The sequence below is a fragment of the Rhodoferax sediminis genome, from assembly GCF_006970865.1.
GTDB lineage: Bacteria > Pseudomonadota > Gammaproteobacteria > Burkholderiales > Burkholderiaceae_C > Rhodoferax_A > Rhodoferax_A sediminis.
On sequence record NZ_CP035503.1, the window covers coordinates 336,681 to 352,821 of the forward strand.

The 16,141-nt window shown below is 66.8% G+C and carries 13 protein-coding genes; 5 read left to right on the forward strand and 8 right to left on the reverse strand.

The window, feature by feature from the left end; all coding sequences use genetic code 11:
• Positions 1 to 75 precede the first annotated feature (75 nt).
• The gene (locus EUB48_RS01655) at positions 76 to 1,041 is read left to right on the forward strand and encodes an AEC family transporter (RefSeq protein ID WP_142817310.1); all 966 of its coding nucleotides are present in this window, start codon (positions 76 to 78) and stop codon (positions 1,039 to 1,041) included.
• On the opposite strand, the gene priA is transcribed toward EUB48_RS01655, so the two are convergent.
• The 6 genes from priA to EUB48_RS01680 all read right to left on the reverse strand — a co-directional run bounded on the left by priA (position 1,038) and on the right by EUB48_RS01680 (position 7,268).
• Positions 1,038 to 3,164, reverse strand: coding sequence for a replication restart helicase PriA (priA, locus tag EUB48_RS01660; RefSeq protein WP_210411683.1), 2,127 nt, complete (start codon positions 3,162 to 3,164; stop codon positions 1,038 to 1,040). The two genes, EUB48_RS01655 and priA, sit on opposite strands and share 4 nt — an antisense overlap.
• A complete protein-coding gene (locus EUB48_RS21255; protein WP_168226682.1) occupies positions 3,161 to 3,352 on the reverse strand; it encodes a hypothetical protein in 192 nt (63 codons plus the stop codon). The genes priA and EUB48_RS21255 overlap by 4 nt, the downstream gene beginning before the upstream one ends.
• A 222-nt stretch (positions 3,353 to 3,574) precedes the next feature.
• The gene (gene hemE, locus EUB48_RS01665) at positions 3,575 to 4,702 is read right to left on the reverse strand and encodes a uroporphyrinogen decarboxylase (protein ID WP_142817312.1); all 1,128 of its coding nucleotides are present in this window, start codon (positions 4,700 to 4,702) and stop codon (positions 3,575 to 3,577) included.
• Between the two features lie 92 nt (positions 4,703 to 4,794).
• A complete protein-coding gene (locus EUB48_RS01670) occupies positions 4,795 to 5,199 on the reverse strand; it encodes a CoA-binding protein (RefSeq protein WP_142817314.1) in 405 nt (134 codons plus the stop codon).
• 39 nt (positions 5,200 to 5,238) lie between these two features.
• Positions 5,239 to 6,606 carry a sensor histidine kinase gene (locus tag EUB48_RS01675; RefSeq protein WP_142817316.1) on the reverse strand — a complete coding sequence of 456 codons (1,368 nt, stop codon included), beginning with the start codon at positions 6,604 to 6,606 and terminating at the stop codon, positions 5,239 to 5,241.
• A complete protein-coding gene (locus EUB48_RS01680; protein WP_142817318.1) occupies positions 6,603 to 7,268 on the reverse strand; it encodes a response regulator transcription factor in 666 nt (221 codons plus the stop codon). Before EUB48_RS01680 ends, EUB48_RS01675 begins: the two co-directional genes overlap by 4 nt.
• Before the next feature lie 89 nt (positions 7,269 to 7,357).
• On the opposite strand from EUB48_RS01680, the gene EUB48_RS01685 reads away from it, so the two are divergent.
• The 3 genes from EUB48_RS01685 to EUB48_RS01695 are packed head-to-tail and all read left to right on the forward strand — an operon-like array spanning position 7,358 to position 10,125.
• Entirely contained in the window at positions 7,358 to 8,158 is an 801-nt protein-coding gene (locus tag EUB48_RS01685) for an ABC transporter ATP-binding protein (RefSeq protein ID WP_142817320.1), read from the forward strand.
• Between the two features lie 8 nt (positions 8,159 to 8,166).
• Positions 8,167 to 9,057, forward strand: a complete 891-nt coding sequence (locus EUB48_RS01690) for an ABC transporter permease (RefSeq protein WP_142817322.1) — start codon at positions 8,167 to 8,169, stop codon at positions 9,055 to 9,057.
• A 51-nt stretch (positions 9,058 to 9,108) separates the two neighbouring features.
• Positions 9,109 to 10,125 (forward strand): ABC transporter substrate-binding protein, encoded by a 1,017-nt coding sequence (locus tag EUB48_RS01695; protein ID WP_142817324.1) that lies wholly within the window; start codon positions 9,109 to 9,111, stop codon positions 10,123 to 10,125.
• A 4-nt stretch (positions 10,126 to 10,129) separates the two neighbouring features.
• On the opposite strand, the gene EUB48_RS01700 is transcribed toward EUB48_RS01695, so the two are convergent.
• A complete protein-coding gene (locus tag EUB48_RS01700; protein WP_142817326.1) occupies positions 10,130 to 12,307 on the reverse strand; it encodes a protein-disulfide reductase DsbD family protein in 2,178 nt (725 codons plus the stop codon).
• Positions 12,308 to 12,361: 54 nt separating this feature from the next.
• Positions 12,362 to 13,108, reverse strand: a complete 747-nt coding sequence (locus tag EUB48_RS01705; RefSeq protein WP_142817328.1) for an alanyl-tRNA editing protein — start codon at positions 13,106 to 13,108, stop codon at positions 12,362 to 12,364.
• Positions 13,109 to 13,377: 269 nt separating this feature from the next.
• On the opposite strand from EUB48_RS01705, the gene aceE reads away from it, so the two are divergent.
• Complete coding sequence (gene aceE / locus EUB48_RS01710) at positions 13,378 to 16,134, forward strand: pyruvate dehydrogenase (acetyl-transferring), homodimeric type (RefSeq protein ID WP_420821466.1); 2,757 nt, start codon at positions 13,378 to 13,380, stop codon at positions 16,132 to 16,134.
• The last annotated feature ends 7 nt before the right edge of the window (positions 16,135 to 16,141 follow it).

Consider the following 16,141-nt stretch of genomic DNA (forward strand, 5'->3'; position numbering starts at 1 on the left):
GTCAATGATAACGGCGGGGTCGGCGCGGCTCGCCGCTTCGGATGTGCTAGGGCCGACTGCGCGGACAATACGCCCGTGCTTGACATCCTGCTGGTCACATTCCCGTTTTTCGCGCTGGTGCTGGCCGGCTACATCGCCGCGCGCCGGCGCATGCTGCCGCTCGACGCCATTCCCGGGCTCAACAGCTTCGTGCTGTATTTCGCACTGCCCTGCCTGCTGTACCGCTTCGGCTCGACCACGCCGCTGGCGCAACTGCTCGACGCCAGCCTGTTCCTCTCCTACCTGCTGTGCGCCTTCATCATGGTCGGCTTCGTCGTGGCTGCCAGCATGAACCGGCGCATCGGCTGGAACGATGCGGCCTTCGGCGCGCTGGTGGCGGCGTTTCCCAACACCGGCTTCATGGGCGTGCCGCTGCTGGTGGCGCTGCTCGGGGCCGCCGCGGCCGGCCCCGTCATCGTGACGCTGGTGGTGGACCTGGTGATCACCTCGTCGCTGTGCATCGCCCTGTCGCGGCTCGACGGGGCCGATCAGCATGGCTTTGGCAAGGCCGCGCGGCACGCGTTGCTGGGCATGCTGGTCAATCCCATGCCCTGGGCCATCCTGCTCGGGGCGCTGGCCTCGGCCGTCCACATGGTGCTGCCCAAGCCGGTGATGCAGACCATCGGCCTGCTGGCGGATGCCGCCTCGCCGGTGGCGCTGTTCACCATCGGCGCGGTGCTGGCGCGCTCGCAGATGCTGGCCGCCGCCCACGGCCACGCGCCGATTCCGCTGCGCGACTACGTGCCGGTGGCCGTCGCCAAGCTCGTCGTGCACCCGCTGCTGGTGCTGCTCGTGGGCGCCGCAGCGATCGCCCTGGGGGCGCCGCTGGCCCCGTTTGCCTTGAAGGTCATGGTGCTGGTCGCGGCTCTGCCGAGCGCCAGCAACGTGGCCATGCTGGCCGAGCGCTTCGGCGCCGACAACGGCCGCATCGCGCGCATCATCCTGGCCTCCACGGTGGCGGCGTTCTTCACGTTCTCGGGCGCGGTGGCGCTGCTGCACTAAATCGCCAGCGGATCCACATCCACCGCCCAGCGGATCAGGCCCCGGCCTTCGGGCTGCTGCCGGGTCGCCTGCAGCACCGCGTGCCAGGCCGACAGAAAGCGCTGCAGCGCGGCGCGCGACGGGCTCTCGATCAGCATCTGCGCGCGCTCGACATTGGCAATGCGCTGAATCGTCATCGGCACCGCCGGGAACAGCGTGACCTGCGCGTAGCCTGCCAATGCCGGCTCCATCGCCGCCGCCGCCGCGCTGGCCGCATTCAAAAACCCCTGCGCCACGGCCTGCGTGCGCGCCTCGGCCCGCACCAGCGCCGCGTAGCTGAACGGCGGCAGGCCGGCCTGCTCGCGCTCGCGCAACTGCCCGGCCGCGAACGCCGGGTAGTCGTGACGCCGCAGCGCGGCAAACATCGGGTGCTGCGGGTGCAGGGTCTGAATCCACATCTCGCTGGCCGCGCTCTGGGCCGCATCGCGGCCTGCCCGGCCTGCCGCCTGCATCAGCAGGCTGAACAGCCGCTCGGGCGCGCGGAAGTCGGCGGAGAACAGCGCGCCGTCCGGATTCACCGCCGCCACCAGCGTGATGGCCCGAAAGTCGTGGCCCTTGGCAATCATCTGTGTGCCGACCAGCACATCGACCTCGCCCGCATGCACCTGCGCCAGTTGTGATTCAAGTGCGCCCTTGAGCCGGGTGGTGTCGGCGTCGATGCGCGCAATGCGCAGCGGCGCGCCCTCGGGCCACTGCACCGATACCGAATTTGGCCGCCGCACCCCGGCCAGCATCTCGGCCAGGTGTTCTTCGAGCCGCTCGGTGCCGCGCCCCAGCGGCGCAATGTCCACATTGCCGCAGCTCGGGCAGGCGCGCGGCACGCGTTCGGTGAAGCCGCAGTGGTGGCAGCGCAGCGTGCGGTCGATCTTGTGGAACACGCGGTAGGCGCTGCAGTGCGGGCATTCGCTTTTCCAGTCGCAGCTGCTGCAGGCCAGCACCGGGGCGTAGCCGCGCCGGTTCAAAAACACCATGGCCTGCTCGCCGCGCGCCACGCGCTCGGTGATGGCCTGCAGCAGCTGTGGCGAGAACACCGTCTTCTTGGGCTGCAGGCTCATGTCCACCAGGCGCACCTTGGGCAGCACGCTACCCAAGCCGATGCGCGAGGGCATCTCCAGCCGCTGGTAGCGCCCGCCCTCGGCCGCGGGGCGCGAATGGTGCCAGCTTTCCAGCGAGGGCGTGGCCGAACCGAGCAGCACCTTGGCGCCCTCGAGCCGGCCGCGGTACACGGCCAGGTCGCGCGCCGAGTAGCGCGCGCCTTCCTGCTGCTTGTAGCTCGGGTCGTGTTCTTCGTCGACCACGATCAGGCGCAGCCGCGGCAGCGACGCCAGCACCGCCATGCGCGTGCCCAGCACGATGCGCGCCACGCCGCTGTGCGCGGCCAGCCAGCTTTTCAGGCGCTGCGGGTTCGTCATGCCGCTGTGCAGCGAGACCACGGCGGCCTCGCCATAGCGGCCCGCAAAGCGCGCGCGAAAACGCGCCTCCAGTTGCGGCGTGAGGTTGATCTCCGGCACCATGACCAGCGCCTGCGCCGTGGCGTCGCGTTCCAGCAGCGCCTGCACGCAGCGCAGGTAGACCTCGGTCTTGCCGCTGCCGGTCGCGCCAAACAGCAGGAACGGCCCAGCTTCAGCATCAAATCGGGCGATAGCCCTTACCTGTTCTTCGCTGAGTGCTATTAAATCAGGAGTGGTCAAAGTGCTGTCCACCGCGCCGCCGGCCGGCCGCTTGAGCCGGCGCGCGAGTTGGGCCGCGCTCAGGTCACGCAACTGGGGCGGCAGGGCGGCCAGCGCCACCTCGCCGAGCGAGCGCTGGTAGTAGCTGGCGGCAAAGTGCACCAGTTGCCGCCAGGCAACGGTCAATGGTGCAACGCCCTCCAGCACGGCGCTGATCGCGCGGATCTCGCTCTCGGGCCGGTCCAGGCTGGCCGCGTCCAGGGCGTCCCAGACCACGCCCAAAACCTCGCGGGTGCCGAACGGCACGCGCACCAGGCTCCCCGCCGCGAGTGGAAGCTCACTCTGGTAGGTCAGCGGCCCCGCCACCGCGCTGTGTGCCGGCGTTTGCACCAGGACAGAGAGCCAATGGATCACATGAAACCTCTGGTTGTCATCATTAGTTGATGTGAACTTGCGAAACAACGCTTAAGTCGTTGATTTGAAAACACTTTCAACGTCATCCCTGATTTCTGTGGATAACTTTGTTGATAGATTGGCTCAACAGCCTGCGAGGCCTTGAAAATAAAGGCTTCGGCTGGATTGCCCTTAAAAATGGCATTCATTCAAATCCATACAAATCAATAACTTACGATCGCTATTGGTTTTGTAGCATCATTATTGGGGATGCCCCTTATTTTTTGCGCCGCACCAAATTTTTTGTGCATAAGTCGGGCCGCCATAGCCAGGTTTTGTGCTACATAAAAAGTCAAAACAGGGGGTTCAGAGCGGCGTGGGGCCGGCTTTGCACGACCCCGCGCGGCCTGCAGGGCCGCGTTGCGCCTCTTTTACCGCCGCATCTGGCGCGAACAGGCGTGCACCGCGTCCACCAGCACGGCCACGCTCTCGGGCGGCGTGTGCTGGCTGATGCCATGCCCGAGGTTGAAGATGTGGCTCGGACCTGTCACCGGCAGGCCTGTCGCCGGGTCGATGCGGCGCTCCGTGTGCGGCGTGCCAAAGCTCTCCAGCACCTTCGCCGCCTCGGCCCGGATCTGCGCCGGCTGCGCAAACAGCACGCTCGGGTCGAGGTTGCCCTGCAGGGCCTTGCCGGGGCCGCCCACCGTGCCACCCACCACGGCGCGTGCGTGCGCCAGGCTGGCGGTCCAGTCCAGGCCCAGCACCTCGCAATCGAGCCCGCCCATCTCATCCAGCCACGGCGCGCCGCCCTTGGTGAACACGATGCGCGGAATGCGCTGGCCGTCGTGCTCGCGCTTCAGCTGCGCGAGAACCCGCGCCGTGTAGTCCAGGCTGAATTGCTGGAACGCACCGTCCGCCAGCACGCCGCCCCAGCTGTCGAAAATCATCACGGCCTGCGCGCCGGCCTCGATCTGCGCGTTCAGGTAGGCTGCCACCGCGTCGGCATTGACGGCCAGTATCCGGTGCATCAAATCAGGCCGGGCATACAGCATGGTCTTGATGAGCCGGTAATCGCTGGATCCCGCGCCCTCGACCATGTAGCAGGCCAGCGTCCAGGGGCTGCCCGAGAAGCCGATCAGCGGCACGCGGCCATCCAGGGCCTTGCGGACCGAGGTCATTGCGTCGAACACATAGCGCAGCTTGTCCAGGTCGGGTACCTGCAGCGCGGCCACGGCGGCTTCGTCGCGCACCGGGTGCGCGAACTTCGGGCCTTCGCCCAGTGCAAACGACAGGCCCAGCCCCATCGCATCGGGCACCGTCAGAATGTCGGAAAACAAGATCGCGGCGTCCAGCGGGTAGCGCGTCAAAGGCTGCAGCGTGGCCTCGGTCGCGTAGTCCACGTTGGTGGCCATTCCCATGAAGCTGCCGGCCAGAGCGCGCGTGGCGCGGTATTCGGGCAGGTAGCGGCCGGCCTGGCGCATCAGCCAGACGGGCGTGTGGTCGGTCGCCTGGCGCAGGCAGGCGCGGAGGAAGGTGTCGTTTTGGAGCGGAGCAAACATGGGGGGATTGTCTCAGGTGTGTGTCTTGCCATGCGCAAGCCCTGGCGTCGGCAGTCCCCAGTGCGGAGGCGCTCCGGCGCAACTGCCCGGGGCTACGCGCTCGCGTGCTCCACCTTGAGGCACCGGTTCTGCACCACCAGCAGGCCAGCGGCCGCGGCCTTGGCGAGGGCATCGTCGTTCTCGATGCCGAGCTGCAGCCACAGGGCCTTGGCGCCGATGGCAATGGCCTCGTCGGCGATGGGTGGAATCTCTTCGCTGTGGCGGAACACGTTGACCAGCTCGATGCGCTCGTGGCGCGCGGCCTCGCTCAGGGTGGCATAGGCTTTCTCGCCGAGCACCTCGCGCGCGTTCGGATTCACGGGCACGATGCGCCAGCCGTGCGCCTGCATGTACTGCGCCACCTCGTGGCTGGCGCGGTGCGGCTTGGGCGACAGGCCGACCACGGCGACGGTGCGGCAGCTGGCGAGGATCTTTTGAATGGATTCGGATTCGGTCATGGCGGCCAGTTTAGTGCCTGCGGCTGCGGTTCGCCGGCGTCAAGCGGCGCGAAAGCGCAGGGTTACGACAAAGTGCCGGTCCACGCCCCAGCCAAAGCGCATGTCGCCCTGGTGCGCGCGCATGACTTCCTCGGCGATGGACAAACCCAGGCTGGCGCCGAGACGGTTGCCGCCGCGCGCGGAAAACGGCTTGCGGATGCGCTCCCAGTCGTCCTCCGGGATGCCGGGGCCATCGTCTTCGACCTCCAGCGCCCAGCGGCTGCCGCTGCGCCGGATGGTCATGTGCAGCAGGGTCTTCGCGCCGTATTTGAGCGCGTTGTCGAGCACGTTCTTGAGGGCCTCGCGCAGGCTGACCGGGTCGCCCAGGATCAGGCACGAGTGTTCCGGCGCGTGCAGCGCGATGTCGAGGTGGCGCTGGGCGTGGTGCGAGAGCATGTCGGTCATTTGCTCGCGCGCGAGGCTGGCCAGATCGACGGTCTCGAGCGAAGCCGAATCGGCCCGGTGCTGCACCATGGCGTGATTGATCAGCTGGTTCACTAGCTCGCCCAGGTGGTGCGTCAGCTCCTGCAGCCGCGCCTGGTGCTGCGCGCGGCCTGCGTCGTCATGCTGCATGGACAGCAGTTCCATTTGCGACAGCAGTGCCGCCACAGGCGTGCGCAGCTGGTGCGCCGCGTCACCGATGACACGGCGCATCAGCGCGCGGTGCACGCCCAGGCGGCGCATGAACTCGTTGATCGAGGCCACCAGCACATGGATCTCGGCCGGTACTTCCTGCGTGAGCGGCGACAGATCGTTCAGGTCGCGGCGCTGGATGGCGGCGCCTATTTGTTTCAATGGCGCCAGCGCCTGATACAGCGTGAACAGCGCCGCGATCAGCGTCAGCAGCCCCATCACGAGGATCACCACAGACGCGTTGGTGCCCAGATTCTTGGCGAACGATGCGCGCGCGTTGTTGGTCTGGGCCAGGATCACCACCGCCCAGGGGTTGGGACCCGCGACCGGCATGCGCCGGCCGACAAAGGCAATGCTCACGGGCAATTCGAGGTACGTGCCTTGAACCACCACGGGTCCCTGGATCAGCTTCTTCCATGGGATGGCCGGCCGGAAGTCGGCGTCGCCCGCGACCACGCGGCCCTCGGGGCCGAGCACGACGTAGAACACCTGGTCGTTGGCGGTCAGCATGGAAAAGGCCGAAATGGGCGCATCCACATTGACCGTGCCGTTCTGGTACCAGGTGTTCTCGGCGATCTGCAGCGCGCTACCGGTCAGGATGCGGTCGTAGGCGTCGTTCGCCGCGAGCCTGGTGGAGAGCACGATGGCCACCAGCAGCACCAGCCCGCTGATGGCCAGCACCAGGCCGACGCGCAGCGCCAGCCGGGTGTAGAGCGAACGCCCCAGCAGGGTCACGGCAGCACGACCTGGTAGCCCAGCCCGCGCAGGGTGCGGATCTCGAAGTGCGCCCCCGCCAGCTTCTTGCGCAGGCGCGCGATGTACTGCTCCACCGTGTTGGCATTCGGGTTGTCGTCCAGCGTGAACAGCTTGTCGAGCAGCTCGTCCTTGCCGTAAATGCGCCCCGGACGCGAGATGATGATCTCCAGCAGCGTCACCTCGCGGCGCGTGAGCTCGAGCGGCACGCCGTCGATGCGTACCGTGCGGCTCTTGCGGTCCAGCGTCAGGTTGGCGCAGCTCAGCAGGTTGGTCGAATCGCCGCCGACGCGGCGCAGCAGCACGCGGATGCGCGCCTCCAGTTCGCGAAAGTCAAACGGCTTGATCAGGTAGTCGTCGGCGCCCAGGTCCAGCGCCTTCACGCGCTCCTCGATTTCGGCGCAGGCCGTGAGCATCAGCACCTGGGTGCGCAGCGGCACATTGCGCACGCGCTCTAGCAGCGCGTAGCCGTCCAGCCCCGGCAGCATGACGTCCAGGACGATGAGGTCGTAGTGGTCCGCCACCACCATCGCGGCGGCCTTGGCACCGTCGGCCTCCCAGTCCACCGTGTGACCGAGCCGCACCAGGTGCGCGCTGATGGCGTGCGCCACGTCTACCGAGTCTTCGACCAACAGCACGCGCATGGAGGAGGCCTTTGGGGGTTCAGGTTCATTACAGGTTCGCAGACTAGCATTGCCGCACAGACACAAGAGCGAAATTTTAGGAGACAAGCATGAGTCACGATGATCGCGCCGGCCCGGACGCAGGCGCCGCTTCGAGCACGCCCGCGCCACTGCTGGAAATCGACAACGTCACCCTACAGTACAAGACCAGCGAGCATCTGGTCACGGCGACCAGGCAGGTCAGCTTCAAGGTCTATCCGTCGGACCGCTACATTCTGCTCGGCCCCTCGGGCTGCGGGAAGTCCACGCTGCTGAAAGCCATCGGCGGCTACATGGCGCCCGTGCATGGGTCCATTCGCCTCAAGGGCCAGACCGTCACGCAGCCGGGGCCGGACCGCATGATGGTGTTCCAGGAGTTCGACCAGTTGCTGCCCTGGAAGACGGTGCGCCAGAACGTCGAGTTCGCGCTGCACGCCAGCGGGCGCCTGAAGGGCCAGGAAGCCGCCGAGCGCGCCGCCTACTACATCGAAAAAGTCGGGCTGGCCGGATTCATCGACAGCTACCCGCACACGCTCTCGGGCGGCATGAAGCAGCGCGTCTCGATCGCGCGCGGCATGGCCATGGAGCCCGACGTGCTGCTGATGGACGAGCCCTTTGCCGCGCTCGACGCGCTGACGCGCCGCAAGATGCAGGACGAGCTCTTGCGCTTGTGGGACGACACGCGTTTCACCGTGCTGTTCGTCACGCACTCCATCGAAGAAGCGATCCGCATCGGCAACCGCATCCTCCTGCTGTCGCCGCATCCGGGCCAGGTCAAGGCCGAGCTCAACAGCGTGCCCGCCGGCGAGATGGGCACGGCGAGCCAGGCCCAACTGGAAACCCGCATCAACGACATGCTGTTCGCGCACTGAGGCTTGACATGACCACATCTACCACTGCGACAACTTCCATCGAGCCCTTCGTTCGTCCCGAGTTCGTGCTCGACACCCAGCGTCCTGAGACGACGGAAGTTTTGCGCCCCCTGACGGTGTTCGAATCGCTGTACCGCCTGGGCTGGCTGCGCAAGGCCGTCATCCTGGCCGTGCTCGCCGTCATCTGGGAAATCTACGGCCGCTGGCTCAATAACCCGCTGCTGTTTCCGAGCTTTTCCGAGACCGTGCGCGCCTTTGGCGAAGGCATCGCCAGCGGCGTGCTGCTGGAGCGCGCCGCCGTGTCGCTGCAAACCCTGTTGATCGGCTACGGCCTGGGCATTGCGCTGGCCGCGCTGCTGACCACGGTGGCGATCAGTTCGCGCATGGGCACCGACCTGCTGGAGACCCTGACCTCGATGTTCAACCCGCTGCCTGCCATTGCGCTGCTGCCGCTGGCGCTGATCTGGTTCGGCCTGGGCACGGGCAGCATCATCTTCGTGCTGGTGCACTCGGTGCTGTGGGCCGTGGCGCTGAACACGCACGGCGGCTTTCGCTCGGTGTCCAGCACCTTGCGCATGGTCGGCCAGAACTATGGCCTCAGGGGTTTCTCGCTGGTCGGCTCCATCCTGATCCCCGCGGCCTTCCCGAGCATCCTGACGGGGTTGAAGGTGGGCTGGGCCTTTGCCTGGCGCACGCTGATCGCAGCCGAGCTGGTGTTCGGCGTGTCTTCGGGCAAGGGCGGCCTGGGCTGGTACATCTTTGAAAACCGCAATCAACTGGAGACCGCCAACGTTTTCGCGGGCCTGTTCTTCGTGATCATCATTGGCCTGGTGGTCGAGAATTTTGTTTTTGCCACGATTGAAAAACGCACCATTCACCGCTGGGGCATGCAGCACTGAGCGCCGCGCCACCCACCACCTTTTCGACAACGTAAAACAGGAGACTTGAGAATGAAACGACGTGTATTTACCACCGCGGTCGCCGCCGGTGCGCTGGCCTTGTCCACCTTCGCGGGCAGCGCCCATGCGGAAGTATCCGCCATCCGCATCTCGCACGGCTACGGCATTCTGTACCTGCCGCTGATGGTCATGCGCGACCAGCAACTGATCGAGAAGCAGGCCAAGAAAATGGGCCTGGGCGACGTCAAGACCACCTGGCTCACGCTCGACGGCGGCAACGTCATCAATGACGCCATGCTGGCCGGCAACCTCGACATCGCCGGCACCGGCGCGCCCGGCTTCATCACGCTGTGGTCCAAGGCGCAGGGCATCCCGCGCTCGGAAGTCATCGGCCTGGGGGCACTGAGCACCTCGTCGCTCTGGCTCAACACCAACAACCCCAACGTCAAGTCGCTGAAGGATTTCACGGCCAAGGACAAGATCGCCATTCCTGGCATCAAGACCTCGCTGTCGGCCGTGGTGCTGCAGATGGCGGCGGCCAAGACCTTTGGCATCGAGAACTATGCCAAGCTCGATCCGCTCACGGTGAGCCTGAGCCACCCCGACGCGGTCGGCGCGCTGCTGGGCGGCAAGACCGAGATCACGGCGCACTTCACCTCGCCGCCGTTCTCGTACCAGGAAGCCAAGGACCCGAAGATCACGCGCGTGCTGAACTCGTCGGACCTGCTTGGCAACATCACGCTCGACGTGGTGTTCGCGCCCAGGCAGTTCACCGAGGCCAACCCCAAGCTGACGGCGGCCTTCATGGCGGCGCAGGAGGAGGCCAACGCCTATATTGCCGCGAATCGCAAGGGCGCGGCCGAGACCTTTCTGCGCATCTCCAAGATCAAGATGACCCAGCCCGAGGTGGAGCAGATCCTGGCCGACAAGGACACCCAGTTCAGCACCACGCCCGATGGCCTGATGAACTACGTGACCTTCATGGACAAGGCCAAGACCATCAAGACGCGGCCCGCGAAATGGTCGGACATGTTCGTGCCGGCGTTCCAGACCCGCAAGGGCAGCTAAGTTTTCAGAGCCGGGCGATGGCGGCGCGCACTTCGTCCACGCTCAGCACTTCCGGCAGCACCTGCGGGGCGCTGCCAGGTTTGTACATCACATAAACCGGCACGCCGCTGCGACCCAGCTGGCCGATGGCGGCGCTGATAGCCGGGTCGCGCCGGGTCCAGTCGGCGCGCAGCAGCACCACGTTCTTGGCCGCCAGGTCGGCCAGCACGGCGGCGTTGGTCAGCGTGGTTTTCCTGTTGTACTGACAGGTCACGCACCAGGCGGCGGTGAAATCGACGAACACCGGCTGGCCGCGAGCCACGATCTGGTCGACCCGGCCCGGCTCCCACGGCTGCCAGCGCGCGCCTGCCGCCACGGTCGGTGCGCTTTCCAAAGGTTTTGTGATATTTGGGCCGATAGCCGCCGCCAGTAAAGCGAAACCAGCTATCGAAAGCGTAGCAATCACGATGCGCGAACGCCCCGCCAGCGTGAAGGCCCAGAGCACCGCGCTGAGCGCCACCAGCAGCGCCAGCAGCGCGCCGGCGCCGTCGATGCCGCTTTGCTGGCCCAGCACCCAGACCAGCCAGGCCACCGTGGCAAACATGGGGAACGCCATCAGGTGGCGGAAAGTCGCCATCCAGGCGCCGGGGCGCGGCAGCAGGCGTGCCACCGCCGGCACCAGGCCGGCTGCCAGATAGGGCAAGGCCATCCCGAAGCCGATGGCGCCGAACACCGCCAACGCCTGCGCGGGGGGCAGTCCGACGGCCAGGCCGAGCGATGCGCCCATGAACGGCGCGGTGCAGGGCGAGGCAATCGCCACCACCAGCACGCCCGACAGGAACGCGTTCGCCGCGGGGTTTCTGGCTTCGAGCGCCACCACGCGGTGGGGCACGAACCGCCCGAATTCAAACAGCCCCGCCAGGTTCAGCCCGATCACCGTGAACAGCGCCGCCAGCGCCGCCACGACCGCGGGCGACTGCAGTTGAAAGCCCCAGCCCAACTGCTCGCCGGCCGCGCGCAGGCCCAGCATCAGCGCGCCCAGCGCCAGAAACGAGGCCAGCACGCCCGCGGTGTAGGCCAGCGCGCTGATGCTGTGGGCGCGCCGGTCGCCCGCATGGCGGGTGAAGCCGATCACCTTGATGGCCAGCACCGGGAACACGCAGGGCATCAGGTTCAGCAGCAGGCCACCGAGCAGCGCGCCCAGCAGCGCGGCCACCAGGCTCAACGAGCCGGCCGGCCCGGTCGGGTTCGCGCCGGCGCCGGCGTTGGCCTTGAGCGCGGCATCCAGCGCGGGCGAAACGGTGGCTGCTGCGGCGAGCTTGGGCCAAGTGCCCAGGACCCTGGCCTCGGCCCGATAACCCGTGACGGTGTCGCCGCTACGGTATTCGAGCACCACAGGCATCACGGCCGGGCTGTTGCTGCGCTGGCTGGAGAGCGGCACCTGCGCGGTCCAGACATTGCCCTGCCAGGCTTGTGTGAAGGGCGCCGCCGTCTCGATCACCTCGGGCGTCTCGGGGAAAAACGCCAGCGTCTTGCCTCGTATCGCGGCAGGCAGGCCGGCCACACTCACCTTGAGGGTGTCGCCCGCAATCTCCACCCGGCTGTCGCCCACGAGCGGCTTGGGATGGGCCGCCAGCGCGGACTCAAACGCTGCCCGATTGAGCGCGGTCGAGCCCTTGAGCGGAATCTTGAGCACAAACTCACCGTCTTCGGGAATGCATTCGGTGCGGCATACCAGCCATGAGGCCTTGAGCTTGACCTCGAGGTTGCTGGCGAACAGCGGCGGCTTGAAGTCCGGCGCGATGGTGAGCGGCACCGGCAGCAGCACCGTGCCCTCGTAGCCGTAGTTGGCCAGCGTGCCGATCGAAATTTTCTGCGGCACCGGCCACGCAATGTCGCCGGCCGTCACACCGGGCGGCAGCGTCCACTGCAACTGGGTCGGCAGGCCCGAGTCGCCCGCGTTCTTCCAGTAGGTGTGCCAATGGGGCTGGTGCGCCAGTTGCAGGCCAACCCAGACCGACTGGCCCGGCACCACACCGTCCGGCGCCTGCGCCATGAGCTCGGCGCGCACGCGTTCGGTGCTGACCACGGCGGCGGCCTTGGTTGGTGAAACAATTTGGGCCTTGGCTACCGTGGACAAAGCGCTTCCAGCTATGAAAATAATAGCCAACAGCAGGCGGAAGAAACGTTGAAAAGCAGTCATTGCCGTATAGGAGCGCGCGCGGCGCCTTTGGTTCAGTCGGGCGAGTGGGTCAAATCACGACGCGAAGCCCAGCACCACCCTGCGGGTGGCTGCCGATTTCTTCTCTATTTTGGTCACTATGACCTGGCCGATCTCGGCCGTGTTCGCCACATGCGTGCCGCCGCAGGGCTGGAAGTCGATCAGCGTCTCGGCGGCGCCGATCCGGATCGTGCGGATGCGCCCCGTTCCGCGCGGTGGCTGCACGCTCATGCTCTTGACCAGCGCCGGGTTGGCGTCCAGTTCTTCATCGGTGATGCTGCCCACCACCAGAGGGTGCGCGCCGGCCACCAGCCGCGCGATCCCGGCGCTCAAGGCGTCCTTGTCCAGCGGCTCGGTCATGTTGAAGTCCAGCCGCGCGTAGTCGGGCGTGATCGAGCAGCCGTTCACCAGTTGCGGCACCAAATGGCACAGCAGGTGCGTGGTGGTGTGAAAACGCATCAGCCGGTGGCGGCGCGCCCAGTCGATGCGAGCTGTCACCGCATCGCCTGACTTCAGTTTTGATAGCGCATCTTCTTGACCAGGTGCGGGCAAATGGCAGATATCACTGGTGAATGCGCCGTCGGCATCCTTGCCTTTGCGGGTATCGACAATCGCCAGTTCGCGGCCATCGGCCAGCACCAGCACGCCGGCGTCGCCCGCCTGTCCGCCGCCCAGCGGGTAGAACACGGTGCGGTCCAGCACGATGCCTTGCCCGGAAATGGCGGTGACGCTCGCGCTGCACTCGCGCAGGTAAGCGTCCTGGCGAAAAAGGTCTTGGGTCATGCGGGAATGATAGCGGCGGGGCTTTTTTCATGCCCCCGCAGGTGTATTGCGGCGCCGGCGCGGCTGCCGCACTGTCTCTGCCCTGTCTTCTAGCTTCTAGCGCCCCTCCCACAAGCGCAAAGCTGGGATGGATTTATGGCGCTTAATGGCTTGGGGCGCCACATTTCGCGGCCGCTGGCCTAAAGTCCCTGCACGAAGGTCCTTATCTTTGTCACACTGCCTTTACTGCCGTGAACGCACCCCTTCCACTTCAGCACCTGCTCTCTGCCATGCCCAACGAGTCCCTCACCATCGACCCCGATCCCCAGGAAACCGCCGAATGGCGCGAGGCGTTCCTCGCGCTGGCGGCCAGCCAGGGCCCGGCGCGTGCGCGCCAGATGCTTGACGAACTGGCCCGCCTCGCGCGCGCCGGCCGCATCGGCTGGCAGCCCGAGCTGTCCACGCCCTACTTCAACACCATCGCCGTCGATGCGCAGCCGGTATTCCCGGGCGACCTTGCGATCGAGGAGCGTCTCGGCTCGCTGATGCGCTGGAACGCGCTGGCGATGGTGGTGCGCGCGAATCAGGCGTATGGCGAGCTCGGCGGCCACATTGCGAGCTACGCCAGCGCGGCCGACCTGTTCGAGGTCGGCTTCAACCATTTCTTCCACGCGCGCAATGACAGTGCCGCCGCGCCGGGCCGCCCCGAGCAAGGCAGCGCCCCCGCGGGGGGCAGCGCAGCACACGAAGTGGCAAGCGTGGGGGCCAACCGTCATCGCGGGGATCTGGTGTTCTTCCAGCCGCACAGCTCGCCTGGCGTGTACGCGCGCGCCTATCTGGAAGGGCGCCTGGCGGAGCAGGACTTGATGCACTTCCGCCAGGAACTCACCGCCCCCGCGGCCCAAACGGGCCAGGGCGCGCGCGGCCTGACCAGCTACCCGCACCCGTACCTGATGCCCGACTTCTGGCAGTTCCCGACCGGCTCCATGGGCATCGGGCCGATCAGCTCGATCTACCATGCGCGCTTCATGCGCTACCTCACGCACCGCAAGCTCCTGAATTGCGAAGGACGCAAAGAGAACGGAATACACGTCGACAAGCGACGCGTATGGGGCGTGTTCGGCGACGGCGAGATGGACGAGCCCGAGAGCATGTCCGCGCTCACGCTGGCCGCGCGCGAGCGGCTCGACAACCTGGTGTGGGTCGTCAACTGCAACCTTCAGCGGCTCGACGGCCCGGTGCGCGGCAATGGCCGCATCATCGACGAGCTGGAAAAGCTCTTCGCCGGCGCCGGCTGGAACGTGATCAAGCTGGTCTGGGGCTCGGACTGGGACGGCCTGTTCGCGCGCGACACCACCGGCGCGCTGACGCGCGCCTTCGCCCACACCGTGGACGGCCAGATGCAGACCTTTGCCGCGAAGGACGGGCGCTTCAACCGCGACAACTTTTTCGGCCAGAACGAGGAGCTGGCGCGGCTCGCGCAGGGCCTCACCGACGAGCAGATCGACCGGCTCAAGCGCGGCGGCCACGACCTGGTGAAAATCCATGCCGCCTATGCCGCAGCCGCGGCCCACACTGGCCAGCCCACCGTGATCCTGGCGCACACCAAGAAGGGCTACGGCATGGGCAGCGGCGGCCAGGGCAAGATGACCACGCACTCGCAAAAGAAGTTCGATGAGACCGACCTGATCGAATTCCGCAACCGCTTCAACCTGCCGCTCAGCGACGAGCAGGTCACCTCGCTGAGCTTTTACAAGCCGGCCGCCGACAGCCCCGAGATGCAATACATGCACGAGCACCGCCAGCGGCTCGGCGGCTACCTGCCGAAGCGCGAGACCGCCTGCGACGTGGTGCCCGTGCCCGCCATCGACAGCTACGCGGCGTTCGCGCTCGCCGCCAACGGCAAGGAGATGAGCACCACCATGGCCTTCGTGCGCCTGCTCGGGGGCCTGCTGAAAGACAAGGCCCTGGGGCCGCGCATCGTGCCGATCGTGGCCGACGAGGCGCGCACCTTCGGCATGGCGAACCTGTTCAAGCAGATTGGCATCTACTCCAGCGTGGGCCAGCGCTACGCGCCCGAAGACATCGGCTCGGTGCTGAGCTACCGCGAGGCGCTCGACGGCCAGATCCTCGAGGAAGGCATCAGCGAGGCCGGCGCCATCGCGAGCTGGACGGCCGCCGCCACCAGCTACAGCGTGCACGCTCTGGCGATGCTGCCGTTCTACATCTACTACTCGATGTTCGGCTTCCAGCGCGTCGGCGACGCGATCTGGGCCGCGGCCGACCAGCGTGCGCGCGGCTTTCTCCTCGGGGCGACCTCGGGGCGCACGACACTCGGCGGCGAGGGGCTGCAGCACCAGGACGGCACGAGCCATCTGGTCGCGGCCACCATTCCCAACTGCCGCGCCTACGACCCCGCGTTTGCGGGCGAGATGGCGGTGATCATCGACCACGGCATGCGCGAGATGCTGGTCGAGCAAAAAGATGTTTTCTATTACGTCACGCTGATGAACGAGAACTACGCGCAGCCCAGCCTGCCGGCTGGCGTGGCGGCCGAGGTGATTCGCGGTTGCTATAAATTTAATAGCTACTTGCCGATACCTGATAATGGCTACAGCGCTAAAACGTCTAAAAACGTGGCGCTGCTGGGTTCCGGCGCGATCCTGACCGAGGTCGTCAAGGCCGCGCAGCTGCTGGCCGCACAGGGCATCGCGGCCGAGGTGTTCAGCGTCACCAGCTGGAGCGAACTCGCGCGCGACGGCCAGGCCTGCGAGCAGCGCGCGCTGGCCGGCGATCCGGCGCCGGGCCAGCCTTTCATCGCGCAGCAGTTGCAGGCCAGCCAGGGCCCGATGATTGCAGCCACCGACTACGTGCGCGCGGTGCCGGAGGGCATCCGCGCCTTCGTGCCCGCAGGCCGGCGCTACCTCACGCTCGGCACCGACGGTTTCGGCCGCAGCGATACCAGGGCTGCGCTGCGCGAGCACTTTGGTGTGGATGCGCAGAGCATCGTGCGCGCGGCGCTGCATGCCCTTGCAAGGCATGGATAGCGCGCGC

What these genes read in the sequence shown, in the direction of transcription:
- EUB48_RS21255 (WP_168226682.1), bottom strand. Translation starts at nt 3,352, where the DNA reads ATGAATGCCATTTTTAAGGGCAATCCAGCCGAAGCCTTTATTTTCAAG.
- hemE (WP_142817312.1), bottom strand. Translation starts at nt 4,702, where the DNA reads ATGTTTGCTCCGCTCCAAAACGACACCTTCCTCCGCGCCTGCCTGCGC.
- EUB48_RS01670 (WP_142817314.1), bottom strand. Translation starts at nt 5,199, where the DNA reads ATGACCGAATCCGAATCCATTCAAAAGATCCTCGCCAGCTGCCGCACC.
- EUB48_RS01680 (WP_142817318.1), bottom strand. Translation starts at nt 7,268, where the DNA reads ATGCGCGTGCTGTTGGTCGAAGACTCGGTAGACGTGGCGCACGCCATC.
- EUB48_RS01685 (WP_142817320.1), top strand. Translation starts at nt 7,358, where the DNA reads ATGAGTCACGATGATCGCGCCGGCCCGGACGCAGGCGCCGCTTCGAGC.
- EUB48_RS01690 (WP_142817322.1), top strand. Translation starts at nt 8,167, where the DNA reads ATGACCACATCTACCACTGCGACAACTTCCATCGAGCCCTTCGTTCGT.
- EUB48_RS01695 (WP_142817324.1), top strand. Translation starts at nt 9,109, where the DNA reads ATGAAACGACGTGTATTTACCACCGCGGTCGCCGCCGGTGCGCTGGCC.
- EUB48_RS01700 (WP_142817326.1), bottom strand. Translation starts at nt 12,307, where the DNA reads ATGACTGCTTTTCAACGTTTCTTCCGCCTGCTGTTGGCTATTATTTTC.
- EUB48_RS01705 (WP_142817328.1), bottom strand. Translation starts at nt 13,108, where the DNA reads ATGACCCAAGACCTTTTTCGCCAGGACGCTTACCTGCGCGAGTGCAGC.
- aceE (WP_420821466.1), top strand. Translation starts at nt 13,378, where the DNA reads ATGCCCAACGAGTCCCTCACCATCGACCCCGATCCCCAGGAAACCGCC.